Here is a 17,046-nt window from a genome sequence, read left to right on the forward strand (position 1 = left end):
ATATTCATTCTTAAATTTCAACTTGGTCATGACCAGATTCAAAGACAAAGTCGCCTTTGTAACCGGCGGCAGCCGTGGTATAGGCGCTGCTATTGTAAAACGTTTAGCCGCAGAAGGGGCACATGTCGTGTTTACCTATGTCAGCGCGGGTGATAAAGCGCGGGCCGTGGTGCAGGAAGTAGAAGCCGCAGGCGGCAACGTGCTGGCGGTACAGACAGACAGCGGCGATGCCAAAGCTGTTGCGGAGGCTATCGAGCAAACGGTTGCCGATTTGGGCCGGCTCGATATTCTTGTTAACAACGCCGGTGTGTTTGTAACTGCACCTGCGGGCGATCCGGCCAACGATCTCGATGCCCTGGACCGGCAGATCGATATCAATATCCGTGCGGTAGTGACGGCGGTGCGTACCGCGGCCCGGCATATGGGTGAGGGCGGCCGTATTATTTCTATTGGCTCCGTAAATGGCAGCAGGGCCGGTTTTGCCGGTGTGGCGGAATATGGCGGCTCCAAAGCAGCTGTGGCAGGCTATACACGCGGCTGGGCCTGGGACCTGGGCAAACGCGGCATTACCGTAAATACCATACAACCCGGACCTGTAGATACCGATATGAACCCGGATAACGGCGACTTTGCCGCGATGTTAAAAGCCGGCATGCCCCTGGGCCGTTATGGCCGTTCGGAAGAGGTGGCTTCGGCGGTGGCTTACCTGGCCAGCACCGAAGCCGGATTTATTACCGGTACCACGCTTAATGTCGATGGCGGACTGAATGCATAATTAAACCCGTAGCGGGGCAGGGGAGCGATCCGTAGGGATGGCTCCCTTGTTGTATGAGGCACTGCGGTTGATTGTTTTATTTCCAGCGTTTACCAAAGGCAAGGCCCACGAAGAAGCAGGCCTGGTAGGGATAGGCTTTGCGCTCTGCCATGATTTCTATTTTGCTGGTGTAGAACGCCGCATTGCCGCCTATGGTAATGGTTTTTACAAAAGACTCCGGTCTGCCGGGTTCAAGGGCTATCGCCAGTTCTGCAAAGAGGCCGGGAATCAACCTGGTTTCGCCGAGACCTTTGCTCCATTTGTCGCTGCCCAGCACATAAGCAGGGTTGAGGAATTGACTGGCATTCGCCCCGGTAAACCGTTCGCTCTGCACATAGGCATGTTCTTCGGGTGTATAGGTTACATAAAGCAGGTTCAGGTAATACGGCTTGAGCAAGGCCAGTGCCGGACCTGCCGCATAACGCAGGCTTAGCGACAGGTTGCCGTCGATCAGGGCGGGGAACAGCATCTGCTCCCGGCCATATGCGAGTTGCAGGGTATAGGCGTTGTAGATCTTACCCAGGCTATAGGACGTATTCTTTGCCAGGTAATTATAGGTCGTTGCCCTGCGCTGTTGCTTTACTTCCTTTTCGTGTTGCAGTCCTGAGAAGTAAAGTTGCCAGATCACTTTTTTACCGGGACTTTCGTTGCGGAGATAGCTCAGGCCGCCGCTCCAGCCATTGGTGTTCAGCCTCAGGCCCAGTGCAAGGGCATGCCGGTAATTGCTGTCCAAACCCCATTCCCGGATATGCTTTTGCCATTGCTTTACTTTGCTTACCTGTTTAGCGCCTTTCTCTTTTACCGAAGTCATCTTTTCCCTGCCGCCTTCCCATACCGATTGCTGGGCATAAGCGGGCCCCGCTGCAAAGAGCAGGACAAGACAGGCAGATAAGGTAATAGCGGGACGCATAAAAAACTGGAATCGAAAACAATGTTACAGGATTTTAAATAAAAAGACACATTTTTGCGCCAGCTTTATGGCGATGATTCGGAGATTATACCTGTTTACCTGTTGCCTTTTGTTGTGCGGATGCCTTCCGGGTATGACGCCTGCTTATGCCCAGGCTCCGGGTGTAGCGTACAACCGTTTCCAGTATAAACGCTATAAATGGAAGGTATTGCCGGTAGGCGCCTTCCGGGTTTACTACCCGCAGGGTTATGATAGCCTGGCCAGCTTTACCTCGGTACAATTGCCCCTCATTGCCGAAAAGGTAAAAAAGGAAATGGGGGTTCCAGTAAAAGCTACACCCAATATTATCCTGTACCCGGCGATCGACCAGTTATATACTTCCAATATCGGCTTGAAGGGTGAAGGGCATTTGCCGTTCCCGACTATATACCTGAAAGGCAGTCGCGTTACGCTGGCCTTCGATGGCTCGTATGAGCACTTCCGTACCCAGCTGGCCGGCGCATGGGCGCGGTTATGCTGGGAAGAACAATTTCAAAACGACCTGGAAGAGCAGGCTCTGTCGAGGCGGCAATTAATGCCGGCCTGGTTTCGCGAAGGGGCTATCGCCTATTTCGCCCGGGGCTGGCGCCTGGTTGATGAAGATAACTGGTTATCGCTGCAGGGCAGCCGGCAGGACTGGGAGCTGCTAAGCGCGGCTCACCCGGAACAGGCAGGACAGGCCTTTTGTTATTTCCTGTCGCGCAGGTACCGGCCCGATGCGGCCCGGCAACTGGTGTTCCAGTTGCGTAAAGGTAAATCGCTGAGCCGCGCCGTACGCCTGGTGGCCAAGCGCCCGCTCGATACCCTTACCCAACAATGTCTCCGTTTTTACCGCGAACGTATGGATACAATGGTATCCGCAACAGATACGCTCCGCGACCAGCTGTTGCAGGCACATAAAGGCAGCAGGTTACAAACGCTCCTATACAGCGCCGATGGCAAACAGGTGGCTTATGTAACCGAAAAGGAGCACAATCGCCGGCTCTATATTACGAACATTACACAATTACAACAGCAACAGCAAAGCAAATCTGTGCAGCGCTACCTGTTGCCGCCCTGGATGGAGGATCACGAGGCCGATCCTTATCCTTTGCTGCATTGGTCCGAAGCGGATAAACAATGGTATGCGGTACAGCCGGAACAGGGCTGGGTACAGGTAAAACGTTATGGCGCCGGTGGCGCTTTGATCGACCGACATAAGCTGTATGGGGTAGATGGCGTAAGCGCGATACTGGGCTGGAGCCGCGATCAGTGGCTGATGGCCGCTTACCGTAAGGCTAAAAGTGATATTGTCGTGTATAACGCCGCTAGCCTGCGGTTCAGCCCGCTTACCGACGACCCGGAAGATAATACGGAACCCGCATGGGATGCAGGTAATACCCAATTGCTTTACCGTTCGGGTTATCCTTCCGATAGCCTGTATCATGCAGACAGCATAACCAAGCCCTATGGTATTTACAGTAAAACCATAACGGGTATAAAAGGTAGTGCAAAACAGGCCGACCGGCTCCTGTGGCGCGATACAGCTTATGTTTCGTTTTATGATCCCCAAGGGTTGGCTGGTAACACGATCCGTTTACAACAAAGCACGACCGGTAGTTTGCAATACGATACTTTAAGCCCGGGTCAATATCCGGCCGCAGTGCCTGGTAGTCGTATCCGTCCCTGGTTGCGCGACTACCTTGCAGATAAGCAGCGACAGGATAGCCTGGCGGCCCTGGAGCGGCAATGGAAAAAAGACGAGGAAGCTTCTTTCCTGGGTGGCGTACTGAAAGGTAAGGACAGCAAAGGCGCTGCCAACCGCCAACGGGACAGCCTGTTGCGGGCCCTGGCCTATACACCGGGCAAAGTAAGGCCTTATATCCTGCAGCTGTACAGCGCTTATTTCTCGGCACGCATCAACAATGATTATTACATCAACCGGATGCAGCCTTACCAGGGCTACCTGGGCTCTTTTAAATTCCCGGAGGTAGGCGCTATGGTCAACGGCGGTTTTAGCGACCTGTTCGAGAATCACCATTTCAATACCGGTTATCGTATGCCTGCGGGTACGGAGGGTAGCGACTTTTTCTTCCGTTATGAAAATACGGCCAAACGCCTCGACTGGCATGTCCTGTTTTTTAGGAAAGTAGAAAGCCTGCAACCCGATGCACAACGCGACTGGAAGGATGAACAGGGGCGGCCTTATCCGCAGATGGCCAAAGTAAAGACCCACTATTATGAACTGGGTGTACAGTACCCCCTGCATTACGACTGGTCTATATGTTTTACCGCGGCTGCGCGCCGCGACCGTACGGTATTCCTGGCCTCCGACCGTTATAGTCTTAACTTCGAGGCGCTGCAACAATGGTGGAGCATCAATACGTTTACCGTATCTGCAAACAAGCTGCATGCCCTGAGCCCCTTCCTGTATAAAGGCTGGGATGCCCGCCTGCTGACCGATGTGATGGTATCGACGGGTAAACAGGCCACGCTGTTGTATGCTACAGCACTGCGTTTCAGCTATCACCAGCCCTTGTACCGCGATATTAATTTTGTACTGCGGGGTAACCTGGGTCATAGCGGCGGACAAAGCCAGGTGCTCTATAACTTTGGCGGGGTAGACAATAACATTGTGCCGAGAACGGATACTACGGTGCGTTTTAAACAGGAGGCGCCTTACGCATTCCAGACCCTGGTAACGCCTTTTCGCGGATACCGGCAGAACAGCCTCTATGGCGGCAGTTATGTACTGTTCAATGCCGATCTGTATATCCCTTTATTCAGCCGGCAGATACCCTTGCGTACCGGGTTCTCCGCATTGAACAACCTGCAGCTCGGGCTTTTCACCGACTTTGCAGCCACCGCAAGAAAACTGGATCACTTGCCCGCAGCACCTACCCATTTGCAGTCATTTGGTTGCAGTGCCCGCACCATGCTGGCGGGTTACCCCATTCGTTTCGACCTGGCCTGGCCGCAGCAGGGCTTTTCCGCACCCCCGGTCTGGTATTTGTCGTTTACGTTCTAACGTCTGGAAAATTTATACGTAAAATTTTAGATTTATTAAGATCTTTATTTTTTTGAACGTTAAGGCAGCGCAAAAAATAAGGACATTGTCCTAAACAGAGGATCGTACAAACGAAAGTAAGCGTTTGTAGGTATCCCAATCCCTAAATAGGTTATTAGTTTACAGATTTAGATTCTCTCACCCTAATAAGCAAATAATGAAACTTTTCCTGCTAACATATTTCTTCCTGCTTGCCCATTACTCATGGTCCGGGGAGTTCGATTATAAGCGGTACAACGCCTTAATTAACGAAGCCGAATTGCAGATCGTTGATAGTGCTTACAGCACTGCTTTAATTTATTTCGATTCGGCTTTTGCCATAAATCAAAAGCCTTTCGCAAGAGATCTGTTTAATGCAAGTATCGCTGCGATTAAAGCTAACCGCAATAAGTCAGCCATCAGGTTTTGCTGGCAGTTGGCAAAAAAAGGTGTGGGCAAAGAGTTCTTCTCAAAATATTTTGAGTATTCCAGTCTTAAAAATGATGCACAATGGAAAGATATGCTCTTAACGGCGGAAACATCCAGGAAGCAATTCGGTGAAAGTACCGGCCAATTGGTTGCTACACTCGACAGTCTTTACACAAAAGACCAGGATGTACATGTTCGATCGAGGCAAACCGGTAGCATGACGATAAAAGAAATTATGAATTTGACCAACGATACCCTATCGCTGGCCCTTTCTAAACTCTTTGATCGCTTTGGTTTTATTGGTGAAGACATGCTCGGAGCACCTTTGGACGAAAATGGGCTTTTGGGTTATCGCTTTCCTTACGATATCATTATTTTACATAACTACCAGTCGAGGGATGGCGATACCTTGTTTAGCCCGGTTCTTCGGAAGGCGCTGCAAGCGGGCTTAATCAAGCCGGAAGAATTTGCGGGAATCCAGGACGGTGGCAGCAATATGCATGGACGTCCTTTCTATGGGACAACTCACTTCTATGTACAGTATTTATGTTCTATTTATTTAGAAAATTATCACAAAGAGAATTTGGTGAGCATTGAAGAAAACAGGAAAGCAATAGGGCTTTGCAGTACTGCAGACCAACTCAAAAAGACGATTTTCAATATTGAAAATCCTGGCAGCACTTTTATGATAAATGCCAGGGCTGCTCAGATCATGAGTTTCGGAGATAAGCAATCCGAACAATACATGCTGAATAACAGCGAAGTGGTGATTGAAAAAATTCCAAACTGTAGCTTGTAATTTCCGGGATATGAAAGCTTTGAATCATTGACGCAGCCCCCGAACCACGCAGTTAATCGGATCGCTTTACGCGAAAACGCTGATGGAAACAGGAAGACCAGGAGTACGGTTTGGAAGTTTGGAAACACTGTTCAGTGCTGACCTGTATATGTCGCCGGTATTGAGTTTGGGCAAAAGGAAAACGGGTTAAGCTATTGCGCTTAACCCGTTTTCTTTACGGTGTATATCGATGTTGTAACCAATAGTCTTACCGGACTAAAAGATAAGGATCGCTACGTCGCATCCGTTGCCGCTCAGGTTCCAGGACATTACATAGTTGTTGCCACCGTTGCAGGACGGATTGTTGGTACTCATGAACGGCGTTTGCTGATTAACAAAGAAATCCACGGGACCAGGTCCGATCATCCTGGTATGATAAACGCAACCGGAACTCTGCGTTGCAGGCGGGGCAATAGTATTGAACCCGGGTAACAAGCTTACATTCGAAAAGTTGGTAGGGCCGGGGGGTAGTGTTACCGGTCCGAAATTAAACCCGTAAACCATGCCTGTCGATCCGTCTGTAATCGTGCCCAAACCGCCGGTCAGGGTAAAGGTACAGGGTGTCATGTTATGAATAGCCAGGGAGCCGGCGAAGCTATTGCTTAACCCTGCATACAGGAGCAAAGTCAGTATCAACGTGATTTTTTTCATAGGTCATTTAATTGGTTGGAGATAGATGCTTTTTTTTAAGACGTCAACGATTAAAAAATGAAGAGGACTACATCGCAGTTGTTGCCGCCCGTATTCCAGTTAATCGTATAATTGTTACCGCCGTTGCAGGCCGGGTTGTTTGTGCTGGTGTACGTGTTGGAAGGTGCAGTATTCGTCATGAAAATGCTGGGCATGGCCGGGCCGACCAGGTAAACGCTGGTCACGCATCCTGAGGTCTGCAAGCCCGCCGGGGCTGTAGTGCTGAAGCCTGGTAATAAAGTTGGGTTGGCAAAGGCATTGGAACCCGCATTGATCGTCATCGGGCCAAAGCTAAAGACATAAGGCGTACCCGTAGCCGGATCGGTAATCACGCCGCGACCACCGGGGGATTGGAAAGGGCAAGGCGTGATATTCATAATGTTGAATGTGCCCGCAAAAGTGTTGGCGATTCCTGTGCTTAAGAGCAAAGCGAGCACCGATAATATTTTTTTCATCGTATCGTATTGAGGTAAGCGTTAAAACTATGGTGTCTGGAGGGCTTGTTTACATAATCAGGATAACGACATCGCAACCATTTGCATTCCAGAACATACTATAAGTATTCCCGTTGTTACAAGCCGGTGCATTGGGGCTGTTGAATTGGTTATAAGGCGTGGAAGCGGTCATATGAAAGGCGATACCGCCCGGTGCGATCACTTTAATGCCTTCCACACAGCCGTAGGGAAGCAGGATGTCCTGTGCGTTGCTTTGGATGCCCGGGTACAGGTTGGGGCTAGCAAAACTGGTGGTACCTTGATTCGCGGTAAAGGGTCCGAAGTTGAAACCATAAAGTGCACCGGTAGCAGGGTCGGTGATGGTACCGATACCGCTATAGAACTGGAAGGAGCAGGGTGTGATATTCAGGATCGTGAAAGAGCCGGCAAAGCTTTTGCTGATGCCCATGCAGAAGAGGAATGCAATTAATAAACTGATCTTTTTCATCGGTTGTTTAGTTTAAGTGGATTAAGAAATAAAAATTAAGGTTTGTGTAAGGAAGTGTAGACCTGTCGAAAGATCGATCGTAAAAAAGCACATGCATCAAAAAGCTGCTCTGGCTGGTGCTCCCGGTTTGTCTGTTACAAAGATATCCGTCCCACGTATTGTTTAAAATGGTAATGAGCAAGTGAGTACTATAAGCCCTTAGTTGTGCAATCCTGTAAAAGAACTGCACTTATACCACGTAAATGGTACCGGTAGCCTGCCTGGTGATCATGGCTGTGAGGAATTAAATGGAGGTATAAACCGGGTTGATCGCCCATGGCAAACCCTGGTCAGGCGCAATAGTTCCGGGTATGGGGAAGGAAGCCGTATCGCTATGAGCGTTGCTGTGCCGGGTACAACAGTTGTGTTACGCCTGTTTGGGAGATATCGGAGCGGGAACTGCTTAGATAATTATTCAGGGAACAGCAGGCCGGGAGATCTTTCGTTTATGTTTTATGCGGCTAAGCCTCCCTGCTGTATTGCTTCGGCTTCATACCGGTATGCTTTTCAAACAACCTGGTGAAATGGCTAAGGTTGGAAAAGCCCAGCTGGTAGCCTACTTCCGATACCGTATGGCCTTTTTCCCGTAATAAGGCGGCTGCATGCTGCATCCTGATCTTTTGGTAATAGTTGTAAATGCTGTCTCCGAACATCTGCCGGAAAAGTCTGCCCAATTTGCTTACACTCATATGCGCGGTCTTCGCCAGTGCATTGAGTTGTGGCGGTATACTGAGGTCTGTAAACAGGGCGTTGCGTACGGCGTATACCCGGTTCATATCTTCATAGTTGAGCTGGTAATCCGAAAGCACATCCCTTTTCAGCAATGCGGTCAGAAAACAATAAATCATTTCTTCTGCCTTAACCCTGTAGAAATAGTGTGCCAGTGGATCGGCAGTGTCGGCCTGGAATACGGCTGTTGCGATAGCTTGTAAACCGGGAGCAATAAGCTCTTCATACAGGAAGGGCTGCTGCCGGTTGAGCAGCTGCACGATATGTTGATGCGTATGGCCAGCAGACAGCAGCTCCTGCAGCAATCCGATCTCTATACCGATAATGATGTTATGGATCATCACATGTGCCGGTATATCCAGGTCTACGCCCTGGTCGAAGGTCGACACCTGGATGGAGGACAGCATCCTGGAATCCGGTTGAAGCGCGACGCCGGGCTTATGGGCTATTACATTTCTGAAGCTGAAAACCAGGGTGTCCTCATTGCCTGGTTTTTCTTTGCGCTTAATGATCATCCTTTCTTTCAGCTCAAACTGTTGCAGCATGATACGCAGGCGCGGCGAAACCGCGATCCGGCGTATATATCCCGTGCCCAGTTTGGCCGGAAGGTTGAGCCTGCCCGTTTTATCGGTTGTGCCCCCCAGCTTTTTAAGATGTTGCAGGAAATCGGGGATGACAGGAATGTTGCCGCCTTTCTTCATGATTTACCAGATAAGACTATTATAAGCTCAAATATAGCTATTTTAATCCTATGCAATATTTCAATTTTGTGCGGAACAAAAGGAAAATGACGTGAATAATAAAAATGAGTATGCCGTAATTATTGCAGGAGCCGGTCCTACAGGTTTGATGCTGGCCTGTGAATTAAACCTTATGGGCGTGGATGTCGCCGTCTTCGAGCGCCGCGAGCAGGGAACCACCGGGGCTTCGCGTGCGCCGGGTATTCATTCCAGGACGATGGAGATCCTGGCGATGCGGGGCCTTGCAGACCGTTTCAGACAAGCAGGCACTTCCCTGCCTTTCGTCTTGTTTTCCGGTATGCCTATGCATCCTAAATCCATGGACCCCGACTGGCCGGATGGCCTTATTTTACCCCAACATCAAACCGAGGCTTTCCTGCTTGAGCGTGCCCTGGCATTGGGCGTGGTCATTCATTGGTCAACGGAATTGTTGTATTTCCAGCAGGAGGAAAGCCAGGTTACGCTATGGGTGAAGGAACAAGGCGCCGTCAAAACATTTCGCGCGCAATACCTCGCCGGCTGTGACGGGGGCAGCAGTGTGATACGCAAATTATGCGGCGAACCCTTCAGCGGTGAAGACGCGGTGTCGCATTGGCTGGTGGCCGATGTGCAACTGGATCGGCCGCCAGCTGACGGCGCTGCCTTCGGCAGGAACCTGCGTATCGGTACTTACCAGGTTACAGATATCGAAGACGACTGGTTCCGGGTAAGTTTACTGACCCTTGTACCGCCACAGGACCGTTATGCACCGGTCACCCTGGAAGAACTCCGGCAAGCGATGATCGAAGGTATCGGCACGGATTTCGGGTTGCGCTCCGCACGCTGGCTGTCCCGTTTCGGCGATGGTTTCCGGCAGGTACAACAATACCGGCATCAACGGGTATTCCTGTTGGGTGATGCTGCGCATACGCATTCCCCCATAGGAGGCCAGGGCCTGAACCTCGGTATCCAGGATGCCTTTAACCTGGGCTGGAAGCTGGCCCTCGTTGTACAGGGACAAGCGCCCGGTTCCTTGCTGGATACCTTTAACGAAGAACGTAAGGAGGTGGGCGCCGCCGTATTAAAGATTGCCAGGGCTCAGACGGCATTGATCAAACCCGGCACACAGATCGAAGCCCTGCGCGGTCTTATCGCGGACCTGCTTACTATGCCTGATGTGATACTTCACTTATCCAAGTTGTTCAGTGGCCTGGGGGCACGTTACTCCTGGGCGGCAGACCAGCACCCGCTTGTAGGGCAACGCGTACCGGATTTTCAGATAAGGACAGGCAAAGGCGCCCGCACTTTGTTTGAACAGTTACAAAACGGGCGCCCCGTATTGTTGCATTTCGATGCAAAGAACCGTCTTATTTTACCCGAGCCTTACACAACACGTGTCGACAGCGTCGAGGTAGCGCCGCTTGCCGACCGGGGGGAGCCGGTATGGAAGCTGCCGGTAGTGGGACAGGTACCCGCCCTGGCGTATGCATTTGTTCGTCCTGATGGGATAGTGGCCTGGGTACAGCCTGCAGCGGACGCTTTGGATGCTGACCAGTTAAATACTGCGTTGCAAACCTGGCTGGGCTGAGATGCAAAGAAATTGTATGTTCTTTAATGCTAACCAGCATGCATAGCGGATTGCAAAAGGCTTTAAGGGTACCGGCGTAACGGGGCGCTGTCCGGCAGATAAATATATACGCCGACCTTAAGGTACCGGACCCGGGCAGCGCTGTCTTTGTCCTGCGTCTTATGTAGATTGCTGTATGCCCTCATAAAAAGTGATGACCATCCCTGCAGGGATGGTCATCACTTTTTATGTTACTTATTTTGGTTAAGGCGTACTGGTTACAGTCCCTGAAAATATAAGTTGTTTTAATCTTTAATGATTTTTTCGGTGATGATGCGCCGGCCGTTGTTGATCTCCGCAAAGTATAAGCCTGCAGGCGCAGTGGAAATATCCAGGTAAGTCTCCGGGCCTGATAAGTCCTGTTTATGAACGATCCTGCCATCGGCCGAGCGAATGGTTACTGTCGCATTGCCGGCATAGGCGCTAAGGGATACCCTGAATTTTCCGCGTGACGGATTGGGGCTTATCATAATGTCGTTGTCCTGTTGTAACGCTGCACTGGCGTTCTGAACCGAAAAGCCTTTGCCAGAAGTGATCTTTATGCCTTTTTCAATATGCTTGTTGACACCGCACATCATAACATCTGCTTGTATTGTGACGGTTGTGCCGGCTGTGCCTGCGTCTGCGTAGAAATATGTGGTAAAGGGAGAATTGCCGCCTATGCTGTAGACATGGGCAAGCGCCGATGGGCTGCCCGACCAGGTAGGATGTGAAGTGCAGGGCCAACCGTAATTGATCGGTGTTGACAGTAGACCCTGAAGCTGGTAGTTGCCTGCTTCGGTAGCCAGTAACTGATCCGGGCCGTAAATTTTCAGGTCGGGTGTAGTAACCGATACCGCCGCATCATTGGCATACACGTCTCGGTTTTGCCATATCGCTTTGGCTCTCATGTATGCATTGCCGGAGCAGGACTTCGGCGTTAGCGTGACGGTATTATTGGGTGGGATAACTTCGATAACATTTACTGAAGCCCCGTTATAAAGCCAGTCCCCGTTTTGCGGGTAAAACTTGTAAGAGCTTACGACTGCATTGGTAGGGTTCTGGATAGTAAAGGTAACCGGGTCCTCGTTGCCGCACAGTCTCGCGTTGGAGGACGCCACCAGTGTAAAAGGTGGTGCAGCAGGCGTAACATCGTTAATGACAATCTTCCGGATAATGATGGATTGAAGCGGACCTGTAGGCATACTTGCAGCATCCGGTATCGCAGCAACAGTCAGCTTACTGAAGCTTTGCGCTCCCAGGTTAAAGCTAAAGGGAGCGTCCGAAAAGAAGGAGCTGCCGATACTCCAGCTATTAGCGCCGGGGGCGGGTTGTATAAAGGTTGGTCCGCTACAAAGGGGGGCCGTAGGTGTGGTATTGGCCAGTTCAAGCTTCAGTATAGGGAAATAACTATTGGTTACTGCCGCCGCAGTAACGGTTATGTTATACTGGTGGTTGGCTTGGAAATTATATTGGATCTCGTATTGTGTTCCCTGCGGAGAGCCTACATTATACTTGCAGTCCAGGACAATAGGATCGTTGGAACTGCCATACCGCGGTTGCCCAATATTGGAAAAGTGGATACGGCCGTTTATACTGGGCTGGCTTGCAAATGCATTGCATTGTGAAGTGCTCCATGCCTGGTAGTTGATGGTAGTGATCTGTGCCGAAGATGGCGTCGGAAGCGATGTGGCTGCTATATAAAGGAAGCCCAGCAGCGCTCGGAAATGTTTACTCATCGGGTTTGAATTTTGATTTGTGGATGATTGTATGCAGCGAAAGTAAAGGCTTCCCTGCGATCTTTTTTTCGTTAAATCACGGGAGTGACAGGCTGGTTCATAAGTGTGCAGATCGGGTACTGGCCGTGCGGCATGACCAGGTTTTATGGCGCACAGAATTCCTTACGCAGGACATGTCGTTCCCGCAGGCGCCCCTTCGGGCCGGTTGTTTCAATAAATTCTTTTGCGTTTATGGCCTTGTTACATCAGGGCCAGGTGCTGATCAGCTACAGCTCCGAACCAGCATGCAGGAGGTATGATCCGCTTTTTGAAGTTGCCTGGATTAAGGCCGGGGGGGGGGAGACTTTTTCGATGTCGTGGTTTGACGGTAGCCTGCTCTTTTTATTGCCTAAATAAATTAGGTATTTACCCAAAAGGAGAAGGCTGTACTATTGATACAGCATTCAGGATCATATGCTGCCTGTTACAGCAACAACAGCGAATTCACATTGTCGCCTTTCCAGGTATAGAGCAGGTTGTGCGGATCGGCAAGATAAAACACGCCATCGACCAGGAACTTGTACTGGTGCTGCCCGGCGGGTATAACCACTTCGGCAAACCAGTAGCCATCTTTCTTTTTCATGTTTACCGGTTTTTTAAGCCAGCCGGTAAAGTCGCCGATCAATTGCACCTGGTGTGCGCCGGTCCACTCGGGCAACTTAAACACCACCTTGTCCGAAGCCTGTTCCTGGTACAGGTTTGCGAGATAATCATCGGGTTGCTTAGCCAGGCTTGCTTTAAAACAAGCGGCAGCCTGTGTTTTATTGCCTTTATAGTGATGGGCGATGCCCAGCCAGTCGTTGACGAGTATATTATCCTTGTCCTGCCGGTGCAGGTTGTCGAGAAACGCAAGCGCGTCGTCCGTTTTGCCTTCGGAGAGTAGCGTGGCAGCGAACGACAGGGCATCGTGATTGGCGAAGTTGTAACGCTTTGCAGCGGTATCCCGCAGCTTGTTGTACAGGGCGATGGTCGGTTCGATACCCGTGGTTGCATACTGTTGTTTCAGTACCGGGGCTATATTGGCGGGGAAGTAATCGGCTATATCCCGGTTATGTTTGCCCTGTTGCAGCGCTTTATCCAGGTTGATCGTAACCGGTGTGCCAAAATCGCCTTTGAAATAAAGGATCATTTCGCGGCGGCTCAGGTCGATGGCCATCGAATAATTCGTGATCACATCGCCGGGCCATTGCTGCGCGGTTGCCTGCAGGATGCCGGTTATATCCTGCTGGCGGAATGCCTTTTGTTTATCCAGTTGTTCCGTAGCCGTCTCTCTTCGCCAGCAGGCTTCGCGGCGCCCTCCGGCAATGCAGTAATTGGTAAGGGAAAAATTTTGCGTTGTTTTAGTCACTACATAGTTGCCATGCACGGTCGCGTAATCGCCCGATGCATCTGCGATAAAAAGCTGTGCGCCCGATAGCTTTACCAGGTTATAGGCGCTGATGAATTGTAAGGCCTGTTTTACAGTCCTGCAACTTTTCAGGATATCGTTTACGACCTCCTGTTCGCGGTCTTTTTTAGCCGGATCAGGCTTAACGGCGATATCGTCGATGGCCGTATAGTCCATGAACAAGCCGTGTTCGTTAAGGCCGCCCTGCGGGTATTGCCACATCAGGGAGTCGTATCCCTCATGTTTTTCCGACCACAGCATATAACCCGATGCCTGCCTTTCCCGCGGCATGTACCAGATGCGGTACTGCATACCGGGGCTTTCATCTTCGTTATTGCCGATCCATACCTTTTTGCCGCTGTTGGCTAAAAATATGGTACAGGCGGGTGCATTTTCAGGGAACAAAAATTGTGTAAGAAAAAGGCACAATAACAGGAGCGGTTTTGCGGGCATGGTCGGGCTATTGGATAAGGATTGGGGGCGGCTTCCCTGGTCCGGTTTGTACCCGAAACAGGGTTACGCGCTGTTGTAAAACGATTCCGCAATACTACGGCAATTTTTTATTCATGAGTACCCAGGGCTGCAATGTTTACCATGCCGGTATTAACTGTGTATTATGGTTTGGGTCATATAGCGACATGGTTAGATGTAAATGACTGTTATTCAGTTTGGAATATCCTTCCCGAATCCATACATAACGATCGGGGTATAGGGGCGCCCCACCGGGTCGGCTACTTTTGCAACATATCCGCTGAGCGAATGAAAAAATGAGGACCGGGTAGCGGAAGTTGCGCAGGTACGCAAGATACAGGCATTTCCTTTCATCTTTTAATCATAAAACTCATGAAGATTGCATTTACATTAAGCGCGCTCAAAAAGCAGCTCGGCGTATCGGCTTTATTGCTCGGCGCCGCTATCAACAGCCAGGCACAGGCTTCCCTGGTTGCCGGCTGGCATTTCAACTCTTATGGCAGCGAAAGTACCGTTGCGGCCGATTATGGCTCTGGTACCATTTATATGGATGGCAGCCAGGGTTCTGACTCCTGGAGCGGTAATGCGAATTTTGCCGGCGCTACGCAGAATACCGGCGATTTCCCTTCACCAACGCCACCCGCAGGCGCGAGCCTGAGCCTGGTAGGCACCAATAATAACGGTAAGGCATTGGTGATTAAATTCAGCATGACCGGTTATTCTGATCTGAATGTAAGCTTCGCTGCCCGCGGCACCTCGACCGGTTACGATGTCGGAACCTGGGCATACAGCACCAATGGCACTACCTGGACGCCCATATCCGGCAATACCGCTACCCGGTCGACCAGCTTCTCTTCAAAATCGCTGCCTACGATCACCGGTCTGAACAATGCTGCTACCGCCTACCTGCGTTATACCCTGAATGGCGCCAGCTCTACCTCCGGCAACAACCGTATCGATAACCTGAGCCTGACCGCAACCGGCAACCCGCTGGCGATCGTACTGGGCAATATCACCGCGGCTAATAAGGGTAAGGAAAACCTGGTGAGCTGGAACTCGCTGACCGAGGAAAAAGGCGATGCCTTTGTATTGGAGCGCAGCAATAACGGAACCGACTTCCAGCCGCTATACCACGTAAACGCAAAAGGTGTGGCCGGTAAATACAGTTATACCGACCAGCAGCCTTACGAAGGGACGAACTACTATCGCCTGTACCTGATGAACAACGATGGCGGCCGTACGTATTCCAAAACAGTGACTGCAGAGGCTAAAGGAAATGGCTTTGTCATGAGCGCTTATCCTAACCCCGCTGCTACGGAACTTACCGTAAGCGTGAGCGGTGCTACCAAAGAAACACTGATATCCTTAATCGACCTGAATGGAAAGATCGTGCGCAGCTATCCCGTAACGACCCAACAGGCCGGCATGATCCATATGGATATCAAAAACCTGCAACCGGGTTACTACTTCCTCCGTTCCGACGACGGGCGTAATGTACAGACGATTAAAATCAGTAAACAATAAACTCCGCTAAAAACGGGAATACAAAGCCTGGCGCAGCACGCGCCAGGCTTTGTAATTGTTGTGCACTTTCAGGATACTTTACGGACCAGCGCCAGCAGGGCGTCGACCACTATCTTATTGGTAACCCAAAGCATGGCGCTTAAGAGCATGAGAGTATAAGTGCTGTATCCGGAACGGAATACCTGCTGATAAAATACGGAGGTGATAAAATGCTGTTCGAGCAGCCAGGCCGTAAGCGTAATCAGGTAACTCACCATTTTCCAGGTGGGGGGCAGCGTGCCCGTAATGCAGTAAAATAAGATCTGGAGGGCTGCAGTACTAAGAAAGGTAACCACCAGGAAGCCGAAACCTGCGCCAGGCTGTAAAGCCAGGGCCAGTTCTGTGACAAGGATTACCAACAGGGCAAAACAGAGCCCCAGTATATATTGCAGGAATAAGGACCTGATGCCCGTTATGCTTTTCATGCCGCCCCCGGTCTTGTGGTGTGCTCAAATTTACGGTTATTTTAACAGGCGGGTTGTGCGCTTCAGGGCTTTTTCAATAGCGGGGGGTACGTTGTACTGATAACAGGAGGTCCGGGGTTGCCCTGGCAGCCCGGCTTAGCGCCGTTTGGCATATGAGGCGGAATAGCAGAAAGCATAAAATATCCGTGGTTTAAACCTGGTGTTATGTTGTGTTTTTTGTATGTAATTATTTTGGTGATTGGGCAAATCCCTTATCTTTATATGCAAAATCGAATAACATGAAAAAGAAAAACCAAATCTCAAAACTGACACTGAAGAAAAAAACAATTACGCAACTTTCCCGCACCGATATGGTAAAAGGCGGGGCTGCGCTGAGCATTAATATATGCCCGGTATCCCGCAGGGATTGCGAACCCTCCTGGGACACCGGCTGCTTATCGCATCTGTCCGGCTGCGCCCTTTGTCCTTCCTGGCCTACAGCCTGCGAAATGTAAGGTGCTTGAGTACCCCGTACATTAAAAATAATAAGGAAGCCCGCAAGGGCTTCCTTTATTGTATCGTTACCCTTGTGCTGCAGCCCAACGGCGATGGCCGTACTGCTGTCTTATTCCCCGTACCGTTGCATGATCTTCATGCGCAGAT

Annotated in this window: 14 protein-coding genes; 6 read left to right on the plus strand and 8 right to left on the minus strand. The window is 50.5% G+C overall.

Going from position 1 to position 17,046, the window contains the following annotated elements:
- The first annotated feature begins 28 nt into the window (after window positions 1-28).
- Window positions 29-775 carry an SDR family NAD(P)-dependent oxidoreductase gene (locus tag B0I18_RS08820; protein WP_106522320.1) on the plus strand — a complete coding sequence of 249 codons (747 nt, stop codon included), beginning with the start codon at window positions 29-31 and terminating at the stop codon, window positions 773-775.
- A gap of 76 nt (window positions 776-851) precedes the next feature.
- Here the strand turns inward: B0I18_RS08820 and B0I18_RS08825 are convergent, their stop codons facing one another.
- Window positions 852-1,724, minus strand: coding sequence for a hypothetical protein (locus B0I18_RS08825; protein ID WP_106522321.1), 873 nt, complete (start codon window positions 1,722-1,724; stop codon window positions 852-854).
- 133 nt (window positions 1,725-1,857) lie between these two features.
- On the opposite strand from B0I18_RS08825, the gene B0I18_RS08830 reads away from it, so the two are divergent.
- Complete coding sequence (locus B0I18_RS08830; protein ID WP_106522322.1) at window positions 1,858-4,770, plus strand: BamA/TamA family outer membrane protein; 2,913 nt, start codon at window positions 1,858-1,860, stop codon at window positions 4,768-4,770.
- A gap of 196 nt (window positions 4,771-4,966) precedes the next feature.
- Window positions 4,967-6,016, plus strand: a complete 1,050-nt coding sequence (locus tag B0I18_RS08835; protein ID WP_106522323.1) for a hypothetical protein — start codon at window positions 4,967-4,969, stop codon at window positions 6,014-6,016.
- Between the two features lie 255 nt (window positions 6,017-6,271).
- On the opposite strand, the gene B0I18_RS08840 is transcribed toward B0I18_RS08835, so the two are convergent.
- The 4 genes from B0I18_RS08840 to B0I18_RS08855 form a co-directional block, all read right to left on the minus strand.
- The gene (locus B0I18_RS08840) at window positions 6,272-6,706 is read right to left on the minus strand and encodes a hypothetical protein (RefSeq protein WP_106522324.1); all 435 of its coding nucleotides are present in this window, start codon (window positions 6,704-6,706) and stop codon (window positions 6,272-6,274) included.
- 50 nt (window positions 6,707-6,756) lie between these two features.
- Window positions 6,757-7,200, minus strand: coding sequence for a hypothetical protein (locus B0I18_RS08845; RefSeq protein WP_106522325.1), 444 nt, complete (start codon window positions 7,198-7,200; stop codon window positions 6,757-6,759).
- 49 nt (window positions 7,201-7,249) lie between these two features.
- Window positions 7,250-7,687, minus strand: coding sequence for a hypothetical protein (locus B0I18_RS08850; protein WP_106522326.1), 438 nt, complete (start codon window positions 7,685-7,687; stop codon window positions 7,250-7,252).
- Between the two features lie 500 nt (window positions 7,688-8,187).
- Window positions 8,188-9,156 carry a helix-turn-helix transcriptional regulator gene (locus B0I18_RS08855; protein ID WP_106522327.1) on the minus strand — a complete coding sequence of 323 codons (969 nt, stop codon included), beginning with the start codon at window positions 9,154-9,156 and terminating at the stop codon, window positions 8,188-8,190.
- A 91-nt stretch (window positions 9,157-9,247) separates the two neighbouring features.
- Here B0I18_RS08855 and B0I18_RS08860 point away from each other — a divergent pair, with 91 nt between their 5' ends.
- On the plus strand, window positions 9,248-10,762 hold the full coding sequence (locus B0I18_RS08860; protein ID WP_106522328.1) for an FAD-dependent monooxygenase: 1,515 nt from the start codon (window positions 9,248-9,250) through the stop codon (window positions 10,760-10,762).
- Between the two features lie 284 nt (window positions 10,763-11,046).
- Here B0I18_RS08860 and B0I18_RS08865 read toward each other — a convergent pair whose 3' ends face one another.
- Window positions 11,047-12,519: a T9SS type A sorting domain-containing protein gene (locus B0I18_RS08865; protein ID WP_106522329.1), complete on the minus strand. Its 1,473-nt coding sequence runs from the start codon at window positions 12,517-12,519 to the stop codon at window positions 11,047-11,049.
- Window positions 12,520-12,982: 463 nt separating this feature from the next.
- Entirely contained in the window at window positions 12,983-14,350 is a 1,368-nt protein-coding gene (locus B0I18_RS08870) for a hypothetical protein (protein WP_181358393.1), read from the minus strand.
- 438 nt (window positions 14,351-14,788) lie between these two features.
- On the opposite strand from B0I18_RS08870, the gene B0I18_RS08875 reads away from it, so the two are divergent.
- The gene (locus B0I18_RS08875) at window positions 14,789-15,940 is read left to right on the plus strand and encodes a T9SS type A sorting domain-containing protein (protein ID WP_106522331.1); all 1,152 of its coding nucleotides are present in this window, start codon (window positions 14,789-14,791) and stop codon (window positions 15,938-15,940) included.
- Window positions 15,941-16,008: 68 nt separating this feature from the next.
- Here the strand turns inward: B0I18_RS08875 and B0I18_RS08880 are convergent, their stop codons facing one another.
- Window positions 16,009-16,404, minus strand: a complete 396-nt coding sequence (locus B0I18_RS08880; RefSeq protein WP_106522332.1) for a hypothetical protein — start codon at window positions 16,402-16,404, stop codon at window positions 16,009-16,011.
- Between the two features lie 278 nt (window positions 16,405-16,682).
- Here B0I18_RS08880 and B0I18_RS08885 point away from each other — a divergent pair, with 278 nt between their 5' ends.
- Window positions 16,683-16,898: a hypothetical protein gene (locus tag B0I18_RS08885; RefSeq protein ID WP_106522333.1), complete on the plus strand. Its 216-nt coding sequence runs from the start codon at window positions 16,683-16,685 to the stop codon at window positions 16,896-16,898.
- Window positions 16,899-17,046 lie beyond the last annotated feature (148 nt).

The sequence above is a fragment of the Taibaiella chishuiensis genome, from assembly GCF_003014535.1.
GTDB classification, from domain to species: Bacteria; Bacteroidota; Bacteroidia; order Chitinophagales; family Chitinophagaceae; genus Taibaiella; species Taibaiella chishuiensis.